This is a genomic window from Pedobacter sp. MC2016-05, from assembly GCF_026239735.1.
GTDB lineage: Bacteria > Bacteroidota > Bacteroidia > Sphingobacteriales > Sphingobacteriaceae > Pedobacter.
Window position 1 is genome coordinate 1 of the sequence record NZ_JAPIVT010000001.1, and the last position, 25,964, is coordinate 25,964.

Below are 25,964 nucleotides of genomic sequence, written 5' to 3' on the forward strand. Positions count from 1 at the left end.
AACATATAAATAGCTTAAGTTAATAGCATTGGTGGAGACACCAACCAGTAGAAACCTCATAGAAAACATGATCATCCCTCATCTGCAAAGATGACGATCATGAAAATCCTTTAAATTTTTACATCCATCACCTTACCATTCTTTCTGCTGCTCTCTGCCATAAAACCCATAATATGGCTTTCTATAGATTCATCAATTGTAGAGGTTAATAATGCAGGGTTTTGCTGTGATACGGCTTGGCAAAAATCCTTAACCAAAAGCCAGTCGCCACCACCGTGCCCGCTATTTTTATAACCATCTACATCATCAGCTTTTGGAATAAATTTCGTTTCTTTTCTGGTCTTAAAATCATGTACCACCAGCTCTGTCATATCGCCAACCATATCGCCCATCGAACCCATAATCCGGGTTCTTCTATCATGGTATGAAGTAAAAGCTTCCATAGAAAAGTTTGCGGTTACGCTATCACTAAACTGAATACTGGTTACATAATGGTCTGGCTGGTCATTATCCATGCGATAAACACAACGACCATAATTTGTTGTTTTAAGTTTCTCCATTACCGCCGCTTTTCTGTCGCTTGTACCTTCAGGGATATCCAAAACCGATGTCCTCGAATTGCGATCTACATATTCTTTAATTGCCGAATACGGACATTCCCGCTCCACCGCACATCCATCAGTGCATCGGGCGGTACTTCCTTCAGGCGCATTTTCTTTTTTAAACCATTTTAAATCGCCCATGGCCACAATACGCTGGGCTTTCTTATTGATCACCCATTTCATAATATCTAAATCGTGACAAGATTTAGCTAAAATTATAGGCGTTGTGGCTTTGGAATTATGCCAGTTTCCACGCACATAAGAATGTGCCATATGGGTATGTTCGATAGGCTCAAAATGCTGAATACTGATTACCTCACCAATAGCACCTTTTGCAATCAGCTCTTTCATCTTTACAAAATATGGCGCATAGCGTAATACGTGGCAAACCGCAACAATTCTTCCCGTTTTCTTCGCCAAAGCCAAAATATCACGGCATTCTTTTTCGGTAGGCGCAATGGGTTTTTCCAGCAGGATATCGTATCCCATCTTTAGTGCTTGCATACAAGGTTCGTAATGCAAATTATCAGGCATGGAAATAATAACAGCATCAGCCATTTTAGGTTTTTTAAATACATCCTCCCAGGTATTGAACCGATTTTCATCAGCAATTTTGTGCTTTTTGGCGTATCGTTGGTTTCTGTAAGGAATCGGTTCGGCTACACCGATTATTTTTATCTGATCGGGAAAACTGGCCGCAAAATTACCGTAAACAGTGCCCCGGTTTCCCGCACCACAAGTAATTGCCGTAATGGGCTTTTCTAAGGGTTTATGAAAAGGATTATCAGCTATACGATAGCTGTAAGTATTATCCGCCAAGCGGGCAAGTACATCCGTGCTCACTACGGTTGCGCCTAAACTTATACTTAAAGTTTTGAGTAAATTTCTGCGGTTCATAGGTGTTTGGTTTAGGTCGATTTATTTATTCAGTTTCAGTATGGCTAAAACAGGCAAGTGATCAGAAGCATACGTTTCATTAATTACCTGATGAGAAATCACTTCGAAATTATTTCCTTTTTTAAAGGCGATGTGATCGATGGTATTTTTAGGATTGATTACAGGTATTGTAAAACCACAGTCGGTACAGATTCTAACAAATTGCTTGTCGAAAACTTTCACCACCTCCGAGCTTGTGTTCGAATTTAAGTCACCAGCAATAATCAGCGGAAGGGTTTCTGTTTCCGTTAACTTATTGATTTCGTTTACCTGCATCATTCTATTCTCTTCCGATTTCTGTGCATCGAGATGTGTTGACGCAAAACGGATTTTTCTTCCGTCGGGCAGTGTAGCCGTACCCATTCCCAATACCCGTGGTTCTGCTTTTGCTTCGCCGTTGTTAGGCAACTTATAGGTTTGCGGATCGCTCAACGGATATTTCGAAAGTATTGCTACCCCGTAATCTCCGCCATCATGGTCTATCGCTTTAAAAAAATAGAAGTTCATCTTCAGCCTGGTGGCTAAAAAAACCGCTTCATTTATGTTTCCCGAACGTTTCGTGTTTACATCAACTTCTTGCAAAGCAACTAAATCTGGTTTTTGCGCCTCAATCACTTTGGCTATGGCATCCAAATCAATCAAGCCTTCTTTTGCTTTGGATGGAGGGTTGGCGTGATGAATATTATACGTTAAAACGCGAATGGTGCTTTGATCGTTCCTCGTTATACTGGTTTTAGGAGAGCAAGAAAAAAGCAAAATGGTAAGAAGTAAAAAATAGGAAACGAAGTTGAATCTAGTCATTGTTTTGTTGGCTTAATGGCTTTTCGAATTTAAAAAATAAAACCAATCGAAAGAAATTGTAATACGATCGTTATAAAAAGAAACAAAACGCAATTTATCAAATGACTCTCATGAGTTTTACGATCTCAAAATTGCGGAAACAACATGTACTTTATCCTGTTTAATTATTAATTCTTCAACAAAAAATATAAAAATTATGGATAATCAAGTAGAGAAAAACAAAGCGATTTGCAAGGTATTTTTTGATGAGCTGCTCAACAATGCCAATTTGGATGCCATTACTAAGTTCGTGGATAGCGGGGTTAAAGTGCATAAAACATTTCCTTGGCAACGCGAAGGCGATAAAGCCTTTTATGATACCGTTGAGGTGTTTAAACTGGGTTTTCCTGATTTAAAAATAAAATTCGACGATATTTTAGGTGATGGCGACAAAGTGATGTGCAAATTCACTATAACGGGAACGCATAAAGAATCGTTTCTTAACATCCCAGCTACAGGGAAAAAGATCGAGTACGAGGAAGTAAATATTGTTCGTTTAAGAGATGAAAAAATTATTGAACATTGGGCAGTTGCCGACATTTATAGTTTAATGCAGAAGTTAACAGGGAGTGAAGTAAACAATCTAGTTTAATAAGCCCCAAATTTGTCTCAACTCCCCCCTTTGTAAAATTTAGGTACTGCTTAACTTAGCAGAAATAGTAAAAATTTTATGAGAACCATGCATCCTTATTTAAACTTCGACGGCCAGGCTGAAGAAGCTTTCAATTTTTACAAATCGGTATTGGGCGGCGAATTTATCTTTTTTAAAAAAATGAGTGATGCGCCTAACGCGGATGAATTACCCGAAAATGAGCGAAATCGGGTTATGCATGTTGCACTTCCCATTAATGAGCATACTATTTTGATGGCATCAGATTGTATGCCTTCAGCAGGACATGTTATTAGAGAAGGTAATAATATGTATGTTCATCTCGCTGCAGAAAGCAGAGCAGTTGCGGATCAACTTTTCAATGGTTTATCAGCAGGAGGAACTATCGAAATGCCCATGGAAGATATGTTTTGGGGAGATTATTTTGGAAGCTTCAAAGATAAATTTGGGATCCAATGGATGATTAATTTTGGGAGTTATTAGCTTAAAAAGCCAATAAAAGGACCTTCAAACAAACAGAAGGTCCTTTTATTGTTACACAAACCATCAAAATCCTACCGGCTTTAATTTGACATCATCTAGTCAAATACGTATTCTTGTTTCTTGCTTATTTTAATAATGTGAGCAAAGGGCATACCATGAACAATGTAACTCCAGGTTTATTAAAAACCAAACAACATTTTATTATTCTTGATGGATTACGCGGCGTGGCTGCTTTTGCTATTGTTGCTTTCCATTTTTTGGAAGTAGTTTTTGAGTTTAGCAAAAATTTTCTCGGTCATGGGTTTTTAGCTGTCGATTTTTTCTTTTGCCTTTCTGGTTTCGTAATTGCCTATGCTTATGATGATCGCCTTGAAAAAATGGGCATTATGGAGTTTTTTAAATCCCGGATCATCAGGTTACATCCTCTGGTTATTTTTGGTTCTGTATTGGGACTGCTAACTTTTATTTTCGATCCCTTTAGCGGTACCGCTGCCCAATATAGCATAGGCAAAATCACTTTATTGTTTTTTACTTCTGCCTTATTAATTCCTTTTCCAACAATGGAAGAGCGCTATTTTAACAACTTCGGTTTAAATGCGCCAGCCTGGTCTTTATTTTGGGAATATGTGGCGAACATTGTTTATGCATTTGTACTTTACAAATTGGCCAGAAAGTATTTAATCGCACTCGCTGGCGTTGCCGCTATTATTCTGGTAGTAGTTGCTTATCGTACGGGTTCATTATTGGGCGGTTGGGCCGGAGAAAATTTTTGGGAAGGTGGGGCAAGGATATTATACTCTTTTACTGCTGGCTTATTAATTTATCGCTCCAAATGGATCATTAAAAACAAGCTCGGTTTTGTTGGCTTATCCATCTTGCTGTTATTCGCATTTTTTATGCCGTATTCAAACTATAACTGGCTAACTGAATCACTAGTGGTCTTATTTTATTTCCCCTTTTTGGTTGCCTTAGGTGCCGGAACCGCTGCCACCCAGGGGTTAACCAAATTATGCACCTTTTTTGGCAAGATATCTTATCCTTTGTACATGACACATTACATGGCTATTTGGGTATTTGCCAATTATTACAATGCGTACAAACCAAAAGGAACAGAAGTGGCTTTAGTGATTACAGGTGGGGTACTCGCCTTAGTTTCCTTAGCCTATTTAACCATGATTATATTTGATATTCCTGTTAGAAAATATCTTTCCAAAAAGCGAATAAAGGCGCTATAAATCCAACCTAAGAAAATTTACAAAATTTTTTAAAAATTTTAAAACAAACCAATTACACTTGTGTTTATAATATAGTTTGTTTGGTTTAGTTTTATCGGTGGATACTTATAAGACATTCAATATAGCCTCATAGAGATATGAGGCTTTCTCATTTCCAGACTTTTTAAACAAAGCTATTTATCTAATACTATTTCCCTTTCAATATTAATCTGCTCCAAAAAATAAGTATCGTGAGATACGATTAAAAGTGTTCCCTTAAATTCGTCAATAGCTCCCGTTAATATTTCAACATTTTGAATATCGAGGTTATTGGTGGGCTCGTCAAAAATCATTATATCTGGTGCCTTATTTTTGATTGTTAGTAAGCAAAGCATCAACCTCATTTTTTCGCCCCCACTTAATGCACTGCAAGGCTTATCCCAGTCTCCTTTATCAAACAAAAACCGATTTAACCTAATTTTGATTTCATGTTCTTGTAACTCGCCCGTATTATATTGTTGTGCCTGCTGATAAACTATGAGTTGATTATTGATTAAAGAATAATCCTGATCGATGTAAATTGCATCGTAGGTGGCGTTTTTAACTGTTCCTGTTTGAGGGAGCAACTCTCCTAAAATAATCTTGATCAAAGTAGATTTGCCAGATCCATTTATTCCTTTTAATGCGATTCTTTCACCACTTTTTATTTCAAAATTAAGTGCCGAAAGCCAGAGCTTGTTATCACCATAGGCAAAGTTAATTTCTCTTGCCTCAACAAGTATTTTGCCATAATGAAGCTGGGATTGATCAAAGCCAATTTTCATCTGTCCAGCTAAAGGAATAGTACTTCTTAACTCTGTTAATTCTTTACTTATGCTGCTGATTTTTTCGCCATGCATTTGCTTAACACGAGCTGTACTGCCCTCGGCCTTGTTTTTCAAGGTGTTCATTGATATGGTAGGTAAACCCGCTTTTTCTTGTTTCCTTTTTCCCCGGGCATCTAATTTATGCTCCCTTTCAATAGTTTCACGGGCAACCACTTTCGCTTTCCAAAGCGTTTTTTCTTTGGCCCTAAGGGCATTAGATAAGGCTTCTTCTTCGATCTGTTTTTGTGCCAAATAGAAATCGTAGTTTCCTCCGTAGGTATTGATTTCGCCTTGGTTCAATTCGTATGTGAGGTTAAGAAGATTGAGCAAAATACGGTCGTGACTTACAATAAGCAACGTTTTATTAGTTTCCCGTATAAACTTGTATAATAAGTGCCTGCTTTCCACATCAAGGTGATTACTCGGCTCATCCATCAAAATAATTTCTGGTTGATGAATGAAGATTCCAGCAAGGAAAACCTTGGCCTTTTGCCCACCACTTTGTAAATCCAGCTTTTGATTCAGGCCCGCTATTTCAAGTCCCCAATAGGCAAAAGCTTCATGGCAACGCTCTTCAATAGTCCAATCATCCTGTAAAATTGCGAAGTTTTCTTCAGTTGCCTTTCCATCCAAAATTTCATGTAAAGCCGAAATTCGGTCGTTAATTTTTAGGGCCTCTGCAATGCTTAAATGATTAAACTGACCAAAAATTTGGAACTAGATAGGGTTGATCATCCGCCTGTAGCAAACCTTTAGTAACTTGTAACGTTCCAGCCAAAAGATTGAGCAAAGTAGATTTACCCGAACCATTTTGACCCACTAAGGCTACTTTGTTATGGGCTTGAAGGGTAAAATTTAAATTAGAAAATAATATATCCAGATTGGGATGTTGGTAGGCAAGGCCTTGTAAAGTAAGCATGATATCTTTGTTAAAACGTAAATAATTTCTGATCCAATGCAATTGGATACCGTTTGTTTTATCGAAAGAATTTGCTCTTACATTTTATACTGCGATGATTTACCGCAAATTTAGTGATTTATCCAAAGTAACCAAATTCAAAATATTTGCCTTATTAAAATTTTCCCTGTATACGGTTTACCGACCAGCTGTGTTAAGCAACAAAATGCTGCCGATAATTGGAGTTTAGAGTATCCTTTTTTACCCAATGGGATTTCAGTGAGCCAGTTTAAATCCAATTTATTTTTACTTTTATTTACTAATTAATTTAGTATTTTGCGGTTCGTAAAATCAAGATTGCATTATGGAAAATAAGGTTAGCATCAATAATAACAGTGTCGAGTTTTCGGGCATTACCAGAGATTACATGGAGGCCATTTCAGAGCTGATATGGAATGGTTTTGACGCCGGAGCTACCAAAATTGATCTCGTTTTTGATACCAATGAAATTGATTTCATTCCATCGATAGAAATTATTGATAACGGAAGCGGCATTAACCTCAATAACCTTAACCAAACCTTTGGGGCATTTCTCGATTCGTTAAAACGCAGTACCGATCATCGTTCATCTTACGTTCGTGGCAAAAAAGGCAAGGGGCGTTTCTCCTTTATTGCTTTTGCGCAAACCGCCATTTGGAATACTACATTTTTTGATGAAAATACACAGGCATTTACCACTTACGATATCACCATTAATGCAAGCAACAAAGATTTTTATGCCGATGAACACCAACAAAAGGGGGTAAAGAATGCATCGGGCACACGATTAAAACTGGTAAATCTTTTCGGTGTAACTGCCTATAATTTCACCAACGATGCCTTTATCAACCACCTGAAATCAGAATTTGGCTGGTTTTTATTGTTAAATAGCAAACACGATTTTCAGTTGTGCATTAATGGTGAAAGAATTATATATGAAGACCTCCTGGCCGACCACGAAATTTTTGAAAGGAAAATTGTAGATGCTTCCACATCGAGATTTATGTTTACCATTACCTTTGTTCGCTGGAACGAAAAAATAGGCGATAAATTTTATTACTACTTTTTAAACAGCGATAAAAAAGAGGTTTTTAAGCAGCTCACATCCTTTAACAATAACGCCATTAATTTTTATCACAGCGTTTATATCGAATCAGATTATTTCAATCTTTTTAATTTCAATGATACAGAAGAAACGGGAAATCTATTTGGTTCCAATCCACAGAGTCCTATTTTTAAACAGTTAATTAAGGCGCTGCAAAAAATTGTCGTCAACAAGCAAAAGGAATTTGTAAAGAATAATGCTGCTGATGAATTAATTCAAAAGTTATTATTATCGGGTTCGATGCCCAAATTTGGAAGTAATGATAACGATTTAAATCAAAAGGAGCTTTTCATCGAATTGGTAAAAGCGATTTACTGCATTCAGCCACGCATGTTTAAAGGCCTAAATGATGCACAAGAAAAGTTGACCTTGAATCTTATCTTTTCCCAAATGAGGGATGCAGATTCGCTGTTGGACCTGTTGGAAAATGTACTAAAACCCAATGAAGAAGAAAGTCAACAGCTTCATCGACTGATGTATGCAACACATTTGATTTCTGATTGAAATTTTTAAGTAGATCAGTGTAGATTACTAATCAATCGAAATTTAAGAGAAAGAAAATTAGAAATGAATTGGCCGTTAGGCGGTGTTCCGCATGAAAGACACCGTCATCGAATTAGATCATCAGCCAATCTTATAATCATCACTATTTCGATCGTCCGAAATTTTATAAATGAGGTAGGGATAAAAATATTAATTTATACCTCTTATTTTTTGTTGGCAACATATTTAGTTAGAATATACTGTGTTAATGGCAAAAGGCGTTTTGTGCTATTGGTTGGATGATCGCCTCCTGAAGTATAAAAGTCTACACTATCAACCTTAACTTTTGCATAATGAACTTTACCGATAGATGCAGCTGTCAAAGTATCCCGTTTGTCTATCTTTTTTAAATTCGAAATCTTAAAAGTATCCAAAGCAATTACTGGTGATGACGCTTTTTGATCGCATGCTATTCCTACATAATGATCGCCTGTCCAATACATACATTGATAGTTTTTAGGATAGAAAATAAATGCGCCCATTGCAACAGCGGCCGCAGTTCCAAAAGCGAATATAGATTTATAATATTTTTTTGGAATACCTTTCTGAACCTCTCTCACTTCCAGAGCAGCTTCTTTAGCCGGCTCTTTTTGCCAATTATCCTCCCCTTCTTTGATATCTATTCTTTCAACTTCTGGAAATTGTTTTTGCTCTACAACTATGTCTTTACTAGTTGCATCGGTAGTACCATCCGAAGAAATATCATATCCCCCCAATGCTTGATAGGGTCTGGGTTTATAATCAATTAACCAAGCCAAAAGTTCAATATTTTTCCTGTCTGGCTTAACGGGAATTCCTCTGAAAAAATTACTCAGCGATCTGAATCTACCTGTTGGGTACTCATCGATTATTTTTAGATAACCTTTGTTGTTTGTATCCGGCCCGAAAAACACTCGCAAAGAAGGGATACCTTTTTCATCACCCTTTCGCTCTCTGTAAATATTTACACATTCATTTCTGAGTAGTGCTGGACTTATTCCTACCAACTGAAGCATTTGTTTGCTTTCAATTTTAGTTTTATAAGCTTCTAAAACTTTGTCTTGGTATTTTTGAAACATAGGGAGAGCATTAACGCCTACAAATTTATCGGAATTTTCGACATCGTCAAAGGTATTGTAAGAATTCGATCGGTAAGATCGGTATTATCGGAATCGCCTGCTAACAAAGCCATTATACCGACTCATATTTGTATCAGCAAACAGCACAAGTGCAATCTAATTAACTGCACTTCATAAACAAGTTTTGCTAACAGAGTAAACATCGCGGTTGCCTATAACTGACTTGGGAAGCAGTTAAAAAGCAGCCGCGGCAGGAACTCAAACACTTCCCAAAAATTTTCAGAAGGCCTTCTGATTTGCATCGTAGCAAACCCCTCGAATGGTTCGAGGGGAACTGCAAGTATTTCATTTTCTAAAATTTTTGAATCATGTTTTTACCCTTATTTTTAGCAATTTTATTAGGATTAGTTAATCCATCAGCATCACAAACATCATCTTGTAGCAGCAACAATACAACTGTAAGCATTAGTGAAACCAACCCAAATGGTGGTAATGAAGACCCTGGCGATGGCAGCGATGATGATGACGATGATACAGGTGGTGACAAAGGCCACGTACCACCAACACCATAAAATTCAAATAAAAGGGCGATTGATATAATCGCTCTTTTATTATATTTGAGAAAAAATCTCCCTTGAAAAACCCTCTATCTCTCTTTTTACTCTCCATCATCCTATTTGCCTGCAATAAAAAACATAATAAGATGGCTGTTCCGCTTGATGCTGATTTCAAGCATGCAAAATCTTTATATGAAAAGAACAATGACTCTGCCTTTTATTATTTTAATAGAGTAACCACAACTAATAAGGATAGTTTAACAGTTGCAAAAGCGTATAATTATATGGCTGTTATACAATCAGACGCAGGAGATTATTATGGCTCCCAAGAGAGTATAATGCGATCGATGTCATTTTTAAAAGAAAACAAATCAGGGCACCTAAGCTGTATTTCGTCCAATTATAATGAGCTCGGTTATACTAGTGATAACCTCAAAAATTACCGTTCAGCTGTTGATTACTATGATAAGGCGATCCATTTTTCTACCAATCCAGCATACATTAGCACGATGCAAAACAACAAAGCTTTGGCCTACCAAAAGCTTGGCCGATTCGCAGAATCCCTAAAAATATTCAATCTAATCAGATCAAAGGAAACTAAGGATTACGGTGATTATTCCCGCCTAATCTCAAATATCGCTAAAACAAAATGGCTCCAGAATCCTGATTATGTTGCTGCTCCAGAATTACTTAAAGCACTTCGAATCGGGAAACAAGCCCAAGATGATTGGTGTCAAAATTTAAGCTATTCATATTTAACAGATTACTATACTAATAAGATGCCCGATTCAGCATTATATTATGCATTGAGCATGTATCAGATTGCACAAAAACTAAATAGTCCCGATGATCAATTAGAAGCTTTAAATAAGTTAATTAAACTTAGTCCAACTGTGGAAATAAAGAAATATTTCGATGTTTATCAGCACCTAAACGATAGTTTGCAAACCGCTAGGAACGCTGCAAAAAACCAGTTTGCGGTTGTCAGATATGAATCAGAAAAAAGCAAGGCCGATAATTTAATCTTACAGAAAGACAATACCGAAAAACGTTATCAAATTATCAAGCGAGAATTATTGCTGGCTTCCGGTTTCGTAGTTTTTATTGCAGTATCTATTAGTGCTTTCTTTTGGCATAAAAAAAGACAACAAAAAATGGAACTCGAAAAGGAAAGTGCCATTCGAGAAAATAGATTAAAAACCTCGAAAAAAGTTCATGATGTTGTAGCAAACGGATTGTATCGGGTAATGAGTGAGATGGAAAATCAACCTGAAATTGATCGTGAAGCAATCATCGATAAAATCGAGGTGCTTTACGAAAAATCAAGGGATATCTCTTACGATAAACCCGATCACGATTTGAAATCTTTTGAGGTTAAAATATCAAAAATATTAACTTCATTCGCCACGCCACAAACCAAAGTATTTATTGCCGGAAACTCAGTCAAGTTGTGGGAAAAAGTGCAGCCCATTGTGCGGTACGAAATCGAACAGGTTTTACAGGAGCTGATGGTTAATATGAAAAAGCATAGTAAAGCCACGACAGTTGTATTAAAATTTGAACAAGAAGAAAATCAAGTAAATATTTGGTATACCGACAACGGCATAGGCATGCCTGAAGACAAAATTTTTAATAATGGATGGAAAAATACGGTTTCCCGTATAGATGGGATTGGAGGGAAACTTACCTTTGAAACCAAAGCGGAGAAAGGACTGAAGGTTCGCATTTCTTTTCCTGTTTCTTAACTCAAAATTAAATGTTCAAAAGAGTATTAATCGCAGAAGACCACGAAAGCACGAGTATTTCAGTTAGAAAAACATTGGAAGATTTAGGCATTCCCAAAACTGAATATACCTACTATTGTGATGATGCATTTATGCATATTCAAAAAAGCTTAGGCGATGATCAGCCCTTTGATCTGCTCATTACCGACCTTTCTTTTGAAGAAGATCATCGTAAACAAAAACTTTCTGGTGGCTTAGCATTAATTGAAGCCATAAAACAAATTCAACCCCTTGTTAAGATATTGGTGTTTTCTGCGGAAACCAATCCGGCAATAATTGATAATCTTTTTAAAAATTTGTGCATTAACGGTTACGTACGTAAAGCCCGCCACGATGCCAAAGATTTGAAAAAGGCACTTGAAAATATTGCTCAATACAAAACCTATCTATCCGAAGATTTACGTCATTCGCTGAAGCAAAAAAATACTTTCGAGTTTACAGAATATGATGTAACTATTATTTCTTTGCTTTCGCAAGGCACTCCACAAAAAGATATTCCAACCTATTTGTTACACCATAAAATAAAACCAGCTAGTTTAAGTAGTCTCGAAAAGCGATTGGGTACTATTAAAGATTCACTTGAATTTTCGAAAAATGAGCAGTTGGTAGCCTACTGTAAAGATTTGGGGATTATTTGATTCGAAAATCTTCTGTATTGAAATATGCGCTTTCACCCCGAACGGCATCCTGCATGTTTATGAGGTTTATTCCTATAATAACCGCTAAAAAAATTCTTCTCAACCAATGAAAAATTAGGTTGGTTCGAGAGGAATGAAAGCTATAAACAATTTTTTCTCTTTACGGTTTCCCGTAATAATTGATCCTTTCATGTAGTTAATTTTGATCAAAACAAGCAAACTCAAAATAAACTTCAGGAAATGGATCTTAAACTAAAGCTAGAGCAACTTCACCAAAGGGTAGTTGGACTCAAAGATCAAATTAATACAGAAGAGGCTACAAAAAATGCATTTGTAATGCCCTTCATACAAATTTTGGGCTACGATATTTTTAATCCGACTGAAGTTATTCCAGAGCATATTTGTGATATTGGCACCAAGAAAGGCGAAAAGGTTGATTATGTAATTCGAAAAAATAATGAGCCTATTCTCATATTTGAATGCAAACACTGGAAAGAAAATGCCGATGCGCACAACTCACAATTACACCGTTATTATCATGTTTCCAAAGCCAGATTTGGCGTATTAACCAATGGTACCGTTTACAATTTTTATGCTGATTTAGAAAAACCAAATATCATGGATGAGAAACCTTTCTTAACCATCGACATTGAAGACCTGAAGGATAATGCCATAAAAATTTTAGAAAGCTTTACCAAAAATGAATACAATTTAGAAACAATTTTAGATTCGGCTGAAGGCTTTAAATACATTAAAGCGATTAGAAAGGAGTTTGAAAAAGAAATTGAAAACCCATCAGATGAACTCATCAAACTTCTAGTTAGTCGCTTTTTTGATAAACCATTAATTGCCAGCCGTATGATAGCTTTTAAAGAATATGCTAAAAAAGCGCTTACCCTCTCTATAAATGAATCTATTAGCGATAGATTAAAATCTGCATTAAACATTAATGAAAAACCAGACATACAGGTAGATCAAAAAGTTAGTCTAATCGATGATGGTAGTGACTCTAAAATTATAACTACCGAAGAAGAGCTGGAAGCGTTCCAAATTGTGAAAGCCATCTTAAGAGAAAAAATCGCATCTACGCGTATCGCTCCAAGAGATACACAATCGTACTTCGGAGTTTTACTTGATGACAATAACAGAAAACCGATTTGCCGCTTTCATTTCAATACAGCCAATAAATACCTGGGGACTTTTGCAAATGGCAAAGACGCTGGCGATAAAAAGCAAATATTCAATCTGGATGAGATTTACAATTACCGCAGCCATCTACACCAAACCATAGATAATTATTAGTTAACGTTCAATTCTCTCACGGAAATGTAGGGGTTGCTTCCAATTGCTCAGGAGAGCGAGAGGAAGTGATCTTGCATTTTAAGAAATAAGATAAACAGGGAAATCAGTAACATATGAATGACATCTTAACAAACGGTTCGGAAATTAAGCAACGAATAATTTCGGAAATCCTCAATGCAAGTCAGTGCATTTATCTTGCAATGGCATGGTTTACTGACAGAGATATTGCAACTGCGATAATTGATGCAAAAAATAGAAATGTAACTATCGATATCATTCTATCTTCAAATGCATCAAATGAAACAGTTAAAGTAATGTTAAGAGGTTCGAATATTAGCGTACATGCATTTGACACAGGCGATGTCAGAGGAATGATGCACCATAAATTTTGCTTAATAGATAATAGAATTTCGATAAACGGATCCTACAACTATTCTTATAATGCCAGCAATAACAATGTCGAAAACATTCAAGTTTCAGACGAACCAGCTACATACAAGCAGTTTTTTACTGAATTCGAAAGGATAAAGTATAATATAGATCATAATATAGATGTAAATACAAATTCGAAAGCACCTAATAATGACCATCTAAATCCGCAACCCTTGAATTTGATTGATAATTTCTCTAAGCAGTTACACGACCTCGTCTATTCTGCAGCACAAATTAATACATTAGAATATAGAAATAAAGGATACGAAACTTCTAGAGATAGTCAGGGAAGTCTTGAAATTTTTAAAGCAGAATACAATAATATCAAAGAGGAAATCAGAGCTTTTGCTACGGATGACAGTTTAAGCAGTAAAAAAAATATTCTAACTGATAACATTTTAAATGCCTTCACCAGTACTAAAGCTAGTTTACATCTGGAAAAACAAGATAAAATACTCCTATCAAAGAAGGACAACGAATTAGAAAATAGGCATATAACAGATAAGGTATCTGAACTAAAACAAAAAAAATCTTTATTAGAATCAGGAAATCAACATACAGGTGAAAAAGGATTATTGCAAATCAATAAAGAAATTGAAAAAAACAAATTGGAAAGAAGTACAATTGAACAATCTTTTGTCATAAAAAAGTTTTGGTCTGTGGGCACTTTTTTAATAGCCTTTTTGTTATTAATCTTTGCTTGCTATTTATCATTTTTTTTCGCTTCTGCATTATACAAAATGTTATTTGAAAGTGATGTCTATACCACTGCACTAGAAGCAGGAATTAACCCCGGAATACCAAAGCTAGTTGATGCTGATGCAATTATTAAAATATTCAAGCATCAAGGAATACTATTCGGATTTATTGCCTCAATTTTCTTTCTTTTCCCAATTCTTTTATCAAATATAAAGTTGCTTGGTAGCAAAAATAAATTTGTAAATGGTTTGTTGTTTTGGGTTGGATTAGCAATTTTTGATATACTAGTTGCAGGAATGATTGCTATTAATACAGATAAAATAAATTCTTTACTAATAGGCAACGAGTCTAAAATGCAAATCTGGGAGGTTGTTAAACATGGTGAGTTTTGGATGATATTCATGTTTGGGATGGTTCCGCTAATTATAACGCATTACTTAATTGAAAACATTACTAATGCATATAAACTTTCAGAAAGAGAATTAGTGGATGCAGAAAAAACTAAGAAAATACAACTATTGGACGAAGGAATAATAGATCTTAATTCAGAAAAAGAATCAATCAACCATAGAATAAAAGAGATCGAAGGTGCAATTAACAATCAAAAAAATAGCATTCTCAATCTTGAAACTCACACCAATAATTTACTTAATCAGATAGATAGCAACTATGAAGAGCTATCAAGACAACTTAAGACCCTGTTTGATGATTTTAACAATAAAATAATAAGTGGTAAAATTTTTACAGATGTAATTTTAGAAAGCGTAATCACAGCATACAATTCAGGATTTATTGAACATCTACCTAAATTTTATGCTACAGGAGAGGTAGCTCGCAGGGTTAAAGAGATTGAGCAAATTGTCACTAATAATTAAGGAAAGAAATGAAAAATATTTTAATAAGTATTTTCGTAATGCTATTGCTTTCCTCTTGTAGTAGTTGTGTCGACACCAAATCACAAAACAGGTATTTAACCTATCAAAATATAGTGATTTTATCAGATATGTCAAGTAGACTTGACAATAAACCATCAAAAGATATTTCAGAAATACATAAAATAGTCCAATTTTTCAAAAATGAATGTGTTAAACCAGGTGAAAAAATTGGTGATAAATCTTCAATTTCTTTTTCTCAATTCTCTGAGCCGGCTGCGATCTCGATAGATCTTGATAAAATCAAAACTATCGGAAAAAAGCAACAGTTTATAAATTCTACAGGTAAATACAAAAACAATGGACTGGTGAAGCAAATAGAGCTTTTTGAAAATAAAACAAGAGAAATTTATCTTAATAAAAGAAATAAAGGACTGGACTTGATCAGTCTCTTAAGTGAGAAGATTGATAACGAATCAATTGTTAAAGAAAACAAGCAACTTATGAATGGAATAGATACAACGTTCGTAAACTATGAAAATCACATTTTCATCTTCACAGACGGCTATTTAGAGTATTTAAACAAAGATGCTAATAGCCAGTTTTATTTCGGCAATCATGAAATAGATAAAGTTAGAAAATCTTGTGTTGCTAATAGGACGATAGCAAACGTCCTTGAGAGCTATAATGCTTTATGTCTACCGATCAATAAAAGCCCGAAAAACCAATTTATTAATCTTCATATTTTAGAAACACACGAACGCGATAAAAATGATAAATTAAATACTTATAAGCATCCAAAGGGGCAAAGAGATAATGAGATTCTTGAAGCGGTATGGAGAAAATGGGCATTAGAAAGTGGTTTCAAAAGCTTTGAATGGAAAAAGTATTAGCAATGACAAACTCATCCTCGCTCTTCTCCTCCTTTGCCTAGCTAACATGCCTTACAGCTACTTTCAGCTTGTTCGATTTTTTTCTTTAATTGGGCTTTGGCTTTTTAGCATATCTATCATGAGAAAAAGAAGATCAGAGAGGTTTTATTATTTACGTCCTTTTAGCGTTGTTATTTCAGCCATTCTTAAAATAGAGTTAGGTAGATTGATGTGGAATATTGTAGATGTATTTTTGTCCATTGCATTAAACTATCAGCTTTATCAAGCCTAAACAGCAATATAAAAACCTGAAATAAAAAAATAATCATCCCCCCAATGAAATCCCTATCTCTCATCCTTTTCCTTCTTACCAACATTGCTTGCAGTGAAACCAAATCGGTGTACCTTTGCGATAGCGAAGGTGGTAAAAAATACCACTTCAAAAAAACGTGCCGTGGTTTAAGCAATTGCCAGCATAAAATCATAGAAACTACTTTAGACAAAGCAAAAATCCAGGGCAAAACATTGTGTGGATGGGAAAAATAACTTTACTGATTTTATTGCTTTGGGTTCGGCCGTTTGTTCCCGCTGAAGAAATAGATCTTGATCTCAAAAAAACCACTTTCAGTGCCAAAGTCATCAGGATTATGGATGGCGACACCATGGAAGTTTTATATCAGAACACACCCATAAAAATTCGTCTGGCTCATATCGATTGTCCTGAGAAACTCGGCTCGCAGCCTTTTGGAAATAACGCCAAAACAGCCTTATCAAATTTATGCTTCGGACAGCAGGTTAAGATATATGGCGAAAAATACGACCGCTATAAGAGATTAATCGCTGTGGTTGCGAATCAAAATAAACAGATTGTCAATCAGGAAATGATTAAACAGGGCATGGCCTGGCATTTTAAAAAGTACTCATCAGATCCGCTCTATGCTCAACTGGAACTGACAGCAAGAAATAATAAAGTTGGACTATGGCACGATGCGCATCCGATAGCTCCATGGGACTGGAGGAAACCTAAAAAGAGATTATTTCAGCGAAAATAATGATCGTTATCATTTCTTTTAGAGCACACGCTAGGTATATTTATGATTTAAATCAACAAAGTTTATATGTTAGGAGAATTAAACAACAGACAGCTTATCGACCTTCTTGAGCGGCAGGCATTTGGCAGATTAGGTTGCCATTTAAATGGCGAAACTTATATTGTTCCAATTAATTACGTGTACAAAGACAACGCCATCTATGCACATTCTGGTATCGGTAAGAAAATAGAAATGATGCGTGCTAACCCACAGGTTTGTTTTCAGGTAGATGAAATCATCAATACCTTTCGCTGGGAAAGCGCCATTCTAACAGGAAACTATACGGAGTTAAGTGGCGAACTAAGACAACAAGCTATGCAAGGAATTATTCACCGCATTATGCCACTTACTAACCGGCCTGGAGAAGAACCCTCACATGGTATTTCTTCCGAATTGCACCAAAACATTATCGTCTTCAAAATAGAATTAACCGAAGCAAACGGGAGGTATGAGCATCACGATAGTTAATTTATCCATCCTTTAAAAAACTTTCACACCTGTTCATTGTTCCTTTATCAAACAAATAAAATAATGATGATTACACCAAAACCACTGCTCTCAGAAAATGTAAAGGATTTTATGGATTACGCTCTTGAGGTAATAAAATCGATGGATGGTGCACCCGAACATACCGCAGCAGATCGGCTTGTCGTAAATGAAAATATTGCAAAGTTGAAAGAATACTTGGAGTCCGTTTCTATATCCTACAATGAAACGATACCGAGCGATCTTCAACCCTCAACTGGTGACGCACGGGAGAACTTTAGCGGCACAGGACATAGCTAAACGCTACTTTGCTATTATACAAAAAAAAGCATCTCCCATTCAGAGGAGATGCCCTTTCAAAAATAGCTGTTTTTTAACTTAAGGTTTCAATTCAACTTCTGCTAAAACAGGAAAGTGATCAGAGGGAAACTTGCCAAAATAGGTATCAGTTAAAATTCCCCATCTGCTGGCGTTAAATTGTTTGCTCATAAAAATATGGTCGATAACACCATTACCCCGAGGCGTTCTAAACCCGTTAGCTGAAGCATTATTTGCGTAAGGATATTTTACTGCACCGTAAACATCGCTAATGGCACCCGATTTTGCCAAAGTTTGATACCACTCACTGTCTCTGCCGCCATTGAAATCGCCAGTTAGCAAAACCGGCGAGTTACCTGCAATTTCCTTAATTTTTTGGAGCATTAATTTGCTGCTTTCTTTGCGGGCAACCATAGCCTGATGGTCGTAATGCACATTAAAAGCATAAAACTGTTGTTTGTTTTTAACGTCCTCCAAAAGCACCCAGGAGCAGATTCTGTTGCAACAAGTTGCATCCCAGCCTTTACCTGGTTTATCGGGCGTTTCTGATAACCAAAAATCGCCGCTCTTCACCTTTTTGAATCTGTCTTTTTTGAAATAGATGGCTGAATGTTCACCACCATCTTTTCCATCATCGCGACCCTTACCGTAACGATCGTATTCTGGCAAGGCCGAAGAAATATCTGCCAACTGATTTTTGAGTGCCTCTTGCACACCGAGTATATCAAATTGATGAAAACGAATGAGATTTGCCACCACTGGTGCCCTGTCTTTCCACAAATTTCCACTATCTGCCGGATTATCATACCTAATGTTGAATGTTCCAACTGTTATTTTTTGCGCCTGAACAGCAATTGATGTTAATAACATCAGTGCCGTTAATATATTTTTTATTTTCATCTGTATCTAAATTGATTTATTTTATTGCCATCCAGGATTTTGCTTCAAATTCGGGTTACGCTGAAGATCGTTTAAAGGAATTGGATAATAATAGTTCCGCTCATTCCATTTTCTTGGAATTTCATTCATCCAGGTCAATTCACCCGAAGTACCATTTTTTAACTTTTGCGAGTTTGTAGCATTACCAATGGTATTCGAAACATCTACATAAGTTACACCAGCTGCGCCAGGGTTTGGCCTAGTACCTTGATAAAATGCAACATCCAAAATACCATCTTCATTCAAATCCATCGGTGTATTTAACGAAGGAACATAAAATCCGTTCCATTCTTGTTCCATTAGCGAACCGCGTTTCCATCTCAAAATATCAGGAAAACGCAAACCTTCTAAACTGAGTTCGATACCACGCTCTCTTCTCACTTCCAGGATTGTCGCATCGGTAATGCCCGGAAAATAATTCGTTATTAAATAAGGATCGGCTATTGTTGGTTTGGTAGACAATCCCGCAGTTATTCCTGCTCTGGCACGAAGCGCACCTACAGTTAAAGCCCAGTCTGCATCAGTTAAAGCACCTAATTCAGCTTTTGCTTCAGCATAATTTAACAAAACTTCAGCATAACGAAATAAAGCAATGGCGTTTGTATTGAGTGCCCCTGCATCAAAATAGGTATCGTCTAAAGTCCATTTAATAGGTTGATAACCTGTAAAGGTGTAAGAGAAAACTGCTGGAGCAGGCACTTGCTGACCGCTGGTAATCCTTTTATAATCGCCTAACCTAATGGTTTGTTTTAATCTTAAATCGCGGTTTTTTACTTCATCTTTAAAAACCATGGTACGGTAAGCCGGATCATTGGTAAATGATGTACCATCTAATTTAAGGTAAGTGTTAATGAACGTACGGGTGAAACTTGCTTTTGCGCCATAGGTACCACTCGTCCACCACCAATTAGCCTCATTTAATACACCCAAATTAATATCAGCAACTGAGGCCTGTAACACTTCATTCGTTACCGGGGTGTTGCTAGTAAATACCTGGCGATAAGATACTCCCGGCCCACCGTTATTGTTAATAGAATACCCACCGTTTTTGATTACTTCATTTGCTGCTGAAGCCGCTTCTTCTAACCATTTATTTGCCGTTGAAACCAGATTTAGTTCTGTGTGGTACTTTCTAAAAGTTCCTTCAAATAAACACAATCTCGACTTATAAGCATGAGCTACCCATTTGGTAACGGTCGTACGACTTGGATCATTAGTGGCCTGGATGTTTGCGCAGGCAAAATTAATATCGGCCAGCACCGAATCCATCACCAGTTCCCTTTTATCTCGGCCAGCATTTAATGCCGGATCATCAATGTTTAAGGGCTTGCCTATCCACGGCACATCGCCGAAACGTTTCACTTTTTCCATATAAAAGTAAGCCCTGAAATAACGGGCAATACCTAAATAATTGTTACGCACCGCTGCCGGTACCGCCGGATTATTACAATTGGCAATAAAATAGTTGATGTTTCTTAAATCACCCCAGCTCCATCCAGAACTGTTATTTGCTCCAAAACCACCTTCTCTAATAAAATCCTGTACCGATCTTACTGCTAAATAATCAGACATTGCATCCTGACTGGTAGAGTTTTTCGGTAAAAAATCCATGTTATAAAATGAATTTGTATATAATTTCAGTCCGTTTTCAGTACCAAAAACGGCATCTTTTGTGGCTGTTGATTCAGGTTTCTGATCTAACTTTTTACAAGCTGCCAAACCCAGGCAAGCCAGTAAAGCCCATATATATTGTTTTTTCATCGTTGATTTTTCTATTTTATTGATTCTAAAATCCAATGTTTAAACCGAATGAAATACTTTTCATCAGTGGATAATTGTAACCATCGCCATTGGTGGGATTATTGTTGATATCCTGATCTGCTGGTACAGCATTTTCTACATCAATTGTGTTTTTTACAACTTTGTACATCGGCGAATAGGTAAATAAGTTCTCACCAGAGAAAAATACCTTTGCGGTACGGGCGCCAATACGGTTAACCCATTTGGTTGGCAAGTTATAACCTACCTGAATATTTTTCATTCTTAAATAAGCAACATTTTGCAGGTAACGCGTTTGAGCCACACCTAAGGTACGGTTGGTGTTGCTTGATGCCGCTCTAGACATTGTTCTTGGAAAATAGGCGTTTGTGTTTTCCGGGGTCCACATATTGCCTAAATGAAACGTTGGAATATTATTGTATGGCCTGTTGTATTGCCCCCAGAACATTTCTGTTTCCGTACTAGGGTACCATTGTTGTTTACCAATTCCCTGAAAGAAAACAGAGAAAAAGATATTGTTCCAATCTGCACCCAAATTAATTCCATACATATACCTTGGAGCAGAATTACCAATGATTCTTCTATCCCCGGATTTGCCTACTTTATTCTCGCCAACATTAATTAACCCGTCGCCGTTTAAATCTCTCAATTTAATATCTCCTGGAAACCATCGCCCTGTTGGAGAGGCACGCATCTGCGGATCTTGCTTGGCATGCGAAGCGATATCTGCCTCATCAATGAAGAACCCTTCGGTTTCATATCCCCAAATTTCTCCTAAAGTTTGCCCTTCATAATAATCATTCAACAGTTTATCTGGATTGTTATACTTGTCAATTTTGGTTTTATTATCCGCCAGGGTAAGCCTAACATTATATTTGAAAGGTTTATTTTCATTGCCAAACCTGTCATTCCAGCTTACTGATACTTCCCAGCCACGTGTAGTTAAGTTAGCATAGTTTCCTTTAGGCACATCGGCACCAAAAACAGCTGGCGGAGTAAGGCCTGTGGTGAACATGTCGGTTGTTTTACGGATGTAAGCATCTCCATTAAAAGTTAAACGGCCCGAAAGCATGGTTAAATCTAAACCGAAGTTGCTGGTTGTCGAGGTTTCCCAGGTTAAACCTTCAGGTAAAACAGCTGGATTACGGGTAGTTTGTGGTCTCGAGCCATTCAAAATCTGGCCGGATTGTGAAATGTTAAACTGCTCCTGAAAAGCATACGATGCAATGTTACCGTTACCTAAAGATCCGTAAGAAGCTCTTAATTTCAAATCAGAGATGAATTTATCCGAAACTTTCCAAAATGGCTCTTTGTTGATTCTCCAACCCGCAGAGACGGAAGGGAAAAATCCGTAGCGTTGATCTGCAGGAAACTTTGATGAACCATCATAGCGGGCATTTACTTCCACTAAATAACGATCTTTGAAGGAGTAGTTTAGCCTGGAGAAACCACCTAAAATAGCCCATTGCTCGTAACCACCACCCGTGGAAATAGATTGACCTAAAGCCAAGTTAAGATCAGTAGCATCTTCGAAAATAATTCCGTTACGTTGAACAGCAACCCTGTTATAGGTAGATTGTTCGTAGTTGTAACCTGCCATGGCTTTCAGGTAGTGGTCGCTGCCGAAACGATTCTCGTACTCTGCATAAATGTTTGTGGCCAGATAGTTGGTTTCACGCAAATCGAACAACAGATCGTTGGTAGTGGTCCCTACAAATGAAGTAACGCCACGAGTGCTGCTGTACGGCACCTGAACCCTTCTTTGTTCTTTGTCGTTATTTGTATTTCTAAAGGTAAAATCGGCGTTAACCCTAAATTTATTATCAAAGAAATTACTTCTTAAACCGGTTATATTTCTGAAAACCTCACGCTTGGTATCAATTCCGTTTTTACCGTAGAAAAAATCACCTACAGTATAAGCAGAAGCGAAGGTTAAAGTTCCATCCGGGTTGAACAGGGGCATGGTTGGCTTGCCTTCATCAGCAATGTTTCTCCAAATACCACCACCTTCACCCACGTTGAGGGGGTTATGGTAATTCATGATGGAGTAATCGGCATTGTTTTCGATGCTTAACCAGGGAAAAACCTGCACAGATCCTCTGGCACGGATGTTTTTCATATCATAATCATCGCTGTTGTAGCGGAACAGACCATCCTGGCTTAAGAAACGACCAGACACTAGAAACGAAGCTTTATCGCTACCGCCACTCACGGAAAGATTATTTTCGAAAGAAGCCGTATTTTTCTTGTAAAGTTCAGCGTAGTAATCCGTGCTACCGTAATAAGTATATTCGCCCGTAGTAGGGTTTACTTCAACCTGATTATAAGGCTGTCCGGATTCTACTCTTCTTTTAAACTCATCTAGATAAGCTTGTGAAAATTTCTGTGTTTTATTGGCATTTTGCGGGAAAGCACCATCCCCGTTCACAAATGCTTCTGCAAACATCTTTGCCCAGGTGTATCCATCGGTTACAAAATCGGGTACCTGCAGCGGACTTTTAATAGCATAATTGGTCGAGTAACTTACATTTATACGCCCTTTTTCGGCTTTCTTTGTGGTGATAAGTACTACCCCAAAAACTCCTCTGGCGCCATAAATGGCTGCCGATGCCGCGTCTTTGAGTATTGATACACTTTCAATATCGTTGGGGTTTAACAAACTCGGATCCCCCTCGAAACCGTCAATAAGGATTAATGCGCTACCCCCCTGGCCGATTGAAGTTGTACCCCGGATATTATAACTAGGAGACTGCGTAGGCTTACCATCCATCATCTTTAAATTAAGATTGGGCAGTAAACCCTGAAGTCCTTGCGTAAGATTGGAGATGGGTCTGTTTTCTAAACTTTTCGAAGTAATCTGATCAACAGCACCAGTAGCATTTTCTCTTTTCTGCGTTCCATAACCCACTACAAGAACCTCGTTTAAAGATCCTGTTTCGCCTTTAAGCGTCACATTTAGTGGCGTTGTTTCACCAGCTTTTACGGCGATTTTAGTTAAGGTTGCAGTAGTATAAGAAATAAAGCTTACCGCAACACTGTAGTTTCCTGCCGGAACACTAACGCTATAACTTCCGTCGTTATTGGCTTGAACTACCTTGTTCAATTCTTTAATTACGATACTGGCACCAGGAAGCGGCTCGCCTTTTTCATCAACAATTTTCCCGCTGATGGTACCTGGATTTTGTTTCGTATTGGATAAGGAAACACCGGATATTTTTTCAATGGCCCGGGATGGCGCTGTAATGGCACTCGTTAGCAGACATGCCAATGTAGCATATACCGCAATCTTCTGCGTCAACAGTAAAGGTTTTCTCATTGTTTGGTTTTTTGACAATAAATGAATTCGTTAGCCACAAGGGGCTTTTATTATGCCGCAAAACTACCTGCCCGATATGAAGGCTATGTTAAATTACTTTAACCTCTTTAATTTTGCTAAATTGAAGAATGCATGTACTAAAAAAGTCCATTGCTGATAAACAAGAGCCAAATTTTAGTTTTTGGTCTCTATACAAATCCCGATCTTTGGGATCATCAATAGCTTGTTGGAAATATTATTTTCGAAAAATATTAAAAAAGTGCAACACTTTTAAATAAGTTGCGACTACCCTATAGAACATACCTAATTAACACATTAAAAAGCTCCAAACTTGCCATCTGCAGATCACATAACGGATAAAGAATTGATTGGCCTTTGCCTTAACGGGCATGAGGGCGGCTACACGGGGTTATATAACCGTTATGCCCGAAAGGTTTATAATTCGATTAGTAGAATTGTGAGTCACACAGGTGAAGCTGAAGATATTTTACAAGATACGTTTTGTGCGGTGTTTAGTGAGGTGGCAAAGTTAGATGGTGTATTGAACATTGAGGCCTGGGTGAGAAGAGCAGCAATAAACCGCTCCATTTCACACATCAGAAAAAGGAAAATTTTGTTTTCTGATATGGAAGAAATGGATTTAGAAAATGTAGCTGATGTAGAAGAAGATTTTGAGGTGTTGGATTGTAAGGTAGAGGATTTGAAGAAGAGTATTGAATCGCTTCCTGCTGGTTACAAAACCATCGTCAACCTGCATGTTTTCGAAAAGCTGAACCATGAGGAAATTGCCGTGATGTTAGATTTAACAGCAACGAATGTAAGAACGCAATACCACAGGGCAAAGAAGAAGATTTTACTATCATTAAAAGATAAAGTTTATGATGAATGATCAATTGAAAGATTTTGTGGAGCGGAACAGGGAGGAATTCGATCATCTCGAAGCACCTGTTTTTGATATGCAACGCTTTAAACAGGAAGTTGCACCACAGGCAGCACCGAAAGCCAAAACGGTATCACTTTATCATAACAAAAAGTGGTGGCTTGCAGCATCCGTATTAATTGCCATTGCAGCAACCTGGTTTATTTTTGATCAGCAGCAGGCAAAAAATCCCGTTTATACGACGGTGCAACCAAAAGTGATTCAGCCTCAACCAACAACCAGAAAGGCAGAATCAATACCTGCACCAACCGAAACGGCACCAGTGGAAGTGCAAAAAACAGTGGCCTATCAGCCTCATACAAAACATTTAAAAAAGAAAACAACCACGGTGCAGACCACAAACAGCGATTATCAGGCATTAACAGATAGCAGCTCGGCAAGTGTAAGGCTGCTCGCCATTTTGGAGATAGAAAAATCAGAAAACATCAACAACCACGTGTTGAAGATGCTTTCTAAAACGCTTAATCACGATGGGAATACCAATGTTCGCCTGGCAGCCTTGAGTGTGCTTCAAAAGTACAGTGCCGACCGCTATACCGCCTCGCTATTGGTTAACGCTTTAAATAACCAAGACGATCCGATTGTTCAGCTAGGGCTAATTAGCTTTTTAGGCAAAATGAAAGGACTCAAAATCGATAATCAACTTAAATCCATTGCGAATAATCCGGAAACTTTTGCTGCGGTAAGAGATGAAGCTTACAACGTATTACTAAACCAAGACAAATTATAACATTTAAAAAAATAA

The 25,964-nt window shown here is 37.2% G+C and carries 25 protein-coding genes; 17 read left to right on the forward strand and 8 right to left on the reverse strand.

Features of this window, described 5'->3' with window-relative positions:
* Positions 1 to 110 precede the first annotated feature (110 nt).
* Together OQZ33_RS00005 and OQZ33_RS00010 are read right to left on the reverse strand one after the other, a co-directional pair.
* Entirely contained in the window at positions 111 to 1,499 is a 1,389-nt protein-coding gene (locus OQZ33_RS00005; protein WP_265796998.1) for a Gfo/Idh/MocA family protein, read from the reverse strand.
* Between the two features lie 21 nt (positions 1,500 to 1,520).
* Positions 1,521 to 2,339: an endonuclease/exonuclease/phosphatase family protein gene (locus tag OQZ33_RS00010; RefSeq protein WP_265796999.1), complete on the reverse strand. Its 819-nt coding sequence runs from the start codon at positions 2,337 to 2,339 to the stop codon at positions 1,521 to 1,523.
* Positions 2,340 to 2,535: 196 nt separating this feature from the next.
* Between OQZ33_RS00010 and OQZ33_RS00015 the strand changes: the two genes are divergently transcribed.
* From OQZ33_RS00015 to OQZ33_RS00025, 3 genes are all read left to right on the forward strand, one after another.
* Complete coding sequence (locus tag OQZ33_RS00015) at positions 2,536 to 2,970, forward strand: ester cyclase (RefSeq protein WP_265797000.1); 435 nt, start codon at positions 2,536 to 2,538, stop codon at positions 2,968 to 2,970.
* 78 nt (positions 2,971 to 3,048) lie between these two features.
* Positions 3,049 to 3,471: a VOC family protein gene (locus OQZ33_RS00020; protein WP_265797001.1), complete on the forward strand. Its 423-nt coding sequence runs from the start codon at positions 3,049 to 3,051 to the stop codon at positions 3,469 to 3,471.
* A gap of 155 nt (positions 3,472 to 3,626) precedes the next feature.
* Positions 3,627 to 4,706 (forward strand): acyltransferase family protein, encoded by a 1,080-nt coding sequence (locus OQZ33_RS00025; RefSeq protein ID WP_265797002.1) that lies wholly within the window; start codon positions 3,627 to 3,629, stop codon positions 4,704 to 4,706.
* Positions 4,707 to 4,879: 173 nt separating this feature from the next.
* On the opposite strand, the gene OQZ33_RS00030 is transcribed toward OQZ33_RS00025, so the two are convergent.
* Both OQZ33_RS00030 and OQZ33_RS00035 read right to left on the reverse strand, forming a co-directional pair.
* Positions 4,880 to 6,184, reverse strand: coding sequence for an ATP-binding cassette domain-containing protein (locus OQZ33_RS00030; protein ID WP_265797003.1), 1,305 nt, complete (start codon positions 6,182 to 6,184; stop codon positions 4,880 to 4,882).
* A gap of 61 nt (positions 6,185 to 6,245) precedes the next feature.
* Positions 6,246 to 6,470, reverse strand: coding sequence for an ATP-binding cassette domain-containing protein (locus OQZ33_RS00035; RefSeq protein WP_265797004.1), 225 nt, complete (start codon positions 6,468 to 6,470; stop codon positions 6,246 to 6,248).
* A gap of 343 nt (positions 6,471 to 6,813) precedes the next feature.
* Here OQZ33_RS00035 and OQZ33_RS00040 point away from each other — a divergent pair, with 343 nt between their 5' ends.
* Complete coding sequence (locus OQZ33_RS00040; RefSeq protein WP_265797005.1) at positions 6,814 to 8,097, forward strand: ATP-binding protein; 1,284 nt, start codon at positions 6,814 to 6,816, stop codon at positions 8,095 to 8,097.
* Between the two features lie 203 nt (positions 8,098 to 8,300).
* Here the strand turns inward: OQZ33_RS00040 and OQZ33_RS00045 are convergent, their stop codons facing one another.
* Positions 8,301 to 9,194 carry a hypothetical protein gene (locus OQZ33_RS00045; protein ID WP_265797006.1) on the reverse strand — a complete coding sequence of 298 codons (894 nt, stop codon included), beginning with the start codon at positions 9,192 to 9,194 and terminating at the stop codon, positions 8,301 to 8,303.
* Positions 9,195 to 9,562: 368 nt separating this feature from the next.
* Between OQZ33_RS00045 and OQZ33_RS00050 the strand changes: the two genes are divergently transcribed.
* The 11 genes from OQZ33_RS00050 to OQZ33_RS00095 all read left to right on the forward strand — a co-directional run bounded on the left by OQZ33_RS00050 (position 9,563) and on the right by OQZ33_RS00095 (position 18,227).
* Positions 9,563 to 9,766, forward strand: a complete 204-nt coding sequence (locus OQZ33_RS00050; protein ID WP_265797007.1) for a hypothetical protein — start codon at positions 9,563 to 9,565, stop codon at positions 9,764 to 9,766.
* Between the two features lie 131 nt (positions 9,767 to 9,897).
* Positions 9,898 to 11,496 carry an ATP-binding protein gene (locus tag OQZ33_RS00055; RefSeq protein WP_265797008.1) on the forward strand — a complete coding sequence of 533 codons (1,599 nt, stop codon included), beginning with the start codon at positions 9,898 to 9,900 and terminating at the stop codon, positions 11,494 to 11,496.
* Positions 11,497 to 11,507: 11 nt separating this feature from the next.
* Positions 11,508 to 12,173 carry a response regulator gene (locus OQZ33_RS00060; protein ID WP_265797009.1) on the forward strand — a complete coding sequence of 222 codons (666 nt, stop codon included), beginning with the start codon at positions 11,508 to 11,510 and terminating at the stop codon, positions 12,171 to 12,173.
* A 240-nt stretch (positions 12,174 to 12,413) separates the two neighbouring features.
* The gene (locus tag OQZ33_RS00065; RefSeq protein WP_265797010.1) at positions 12,414 to 13,475 is read left to right on the forward strand and encodes a type I restriction endonuclease; all 1,062 of its coding nucleotides are present in this window, start codon (positions 12,414 to 12,416) and stop codon (positions 13,473 to 13,475) included.
* Between the two features lie 113 nt (positions 13,476 to 13,588).
* Complete coding sequence (locus OQZ33_RS00070) at positions 13,589 to 15,481, forward strand: phospholipase D-like domain-containing protein (protein WP_265797011.1); 1,893 nt, start codon at positions 13,589 to 13,591, stop codon at positions 15,479 to 15,481.
* A gap of 8 nt (positions 15,482 to 15,489) precedes the next feature.
* A complete protein-coding gene (locus tag OQZ33_RS00075) occupies positions 15,490 to 16,371 on the forward strand; it encodes a hypothetical protein (RefSeq protein ID WP_265797012.1) in 882 nt (293 codons plus the stop codon).
* The gene (locus OQZ33_RS24405; RefSeq protein ID WP_416338733.1) at positions 16,337 to 16,642 is read left to right on the forward strand and encodes a DUF6804 family protein; all 306 of its coding nucleotides are present in this window, start codon (positions 16,337 to 16,339) and stop codon (positions 16,640 to 16,642) included. Before OQZ33_RS00075 ends, OQZ33_RS24405 begins: the two co-directional genes overlap by 35 nt.
* Before the next feature lie 44 nt (positions 16,643 to 16,686).
* Positions 16,687 to 16,896, forward strand: a complete 210-nt coding sequence (locus OQZ33_RS00080) for a hypothetical protein (protein ID WP_265797013.1) — start codon at positions 16,687 to 16,689, stop codon at positions 16,894 to 16,896.
* Positions 16,884 to 17,402 (forward strand): thermonuclease family protein, encoded by a 519-nt coding sequence (locus OQZ33_RS00085; RefSeq protein WP_265797014.1) that lies wholly within the window; start codon positions 16,884 to 16,886, stop codon positions 17,400 to 17,402. Before OQZ33_RS00080 ends, OQZ33_RS00085 begins: the two co-directional genes overlap by 13 nt.
* A gap of 66 nt (positions 17,403 to 17,468) precedes the next feature.
* Positions 17,469 to 17,909, forward strand: coding sequence for a pyridoxamine 5'-phosphate oxidase family protein (locus tag OQZ33_RS00090; RefSeq protein WP_265797015.1), 441 nt, complete (start codon positions 17,469 to 17,471; stop codon positions 17,907 to 17,909).
* Between the two features lie 63 nt (positions 17,910 to 17,972).
* Entirely contained in the window at positions 17,973 to 18,227 is a 255-nt protein-coding gene (locus tag OQZ33_RS00095; protein ID WP_265797016.1) for a hypothetical protein, read from the forward strand.
* Positions 18,228 to 18,305: 78 nt separating this feature from the next.
* Here OQZ33_RS00095 and OQZ33_RS00100 read toward each other — a convergent pair whose 3' ends face one another.
* Genes OQZ33_RS00100 through OQZ33_RS00110 form a run of 3 tightly spaced genes read right to left on the reverse strand, consistent with a single transcriptional unit; the run spans position 18,306 to position 24,279 of the window.
* Positions 18,306 to 19,145: an endonuclease/exonuclease/phosphatase family protein gene (locus OQZ33_RS00100; protein ID WP_265797017.1), complete on the reverse strand. Its 840-nt coding sequence runs from the start codon at positions 19,143 to 19,145 to the stop codon at positions 18,306 to 18,308.
* A gap of 21 nt (positions 19,146 to 19,166) precedes the next feature.
* Positions 19,167 to 20,945: a RagB/SusD family nutrient uptake outer membrane protein gene (locus tag OQZ33_RS00105; RefSeq protein ID WP_265797018.1), complete on the reverse strand. Its 1,779-nt coding sequence runs from the start codon at positions 20,943 to 20,945 to the stop codon at positions 19,167 to 19,169.
* Positions 20,946 to 20,970: 25 nt separating this feature from the next.
* Positions 20,971 to 24,279: a SusC/RagA family TonB-linked outer membrane protein gene (locus OQZ33_RS00110; RefSeq protein WP_265797019.1), complete on the reverse strand. Its 3,309-nt coding sequence runs from the start codon at positions 24,277 to 24,279 to the stop codon at positions 20,971 to 20,973.
* Positions 24,280 to 24,610: 331 nt separating this feature from the next.
* Between OQZ33_RS00110 and OQZ33_RS00115 the strand changes: the two genes are divergently transcribed.
* Positions 24,611 to 25,168 carry an RNA polymerase sigma factor gene (locus OQZ33_RS00115; RefSeq protein ID WP_265797020.1) on the forward strand — a complete coding sequence of 186 codons (558 nt, stop codon included), beginning with the start codon at positions 24,611 to 24,613 and terminating at the stop codon, positions 25,166 to 25,168.
* Entirely contained in the window at positions 25,158 to 25,949 is a 792-nt protein-coding gene (locus tag OQZ33_RS00120; protein WP_265797021.1) for a HEAT repeat domain-containing protein, read from the forward strand. Before OQZ33_RS00115 ends, OQZ33_RS00120 begins: the two co-directional genes overlap by 11 nt.
* Positions 25,950 to 25,964: the final 15 nt, after the last annotated feature.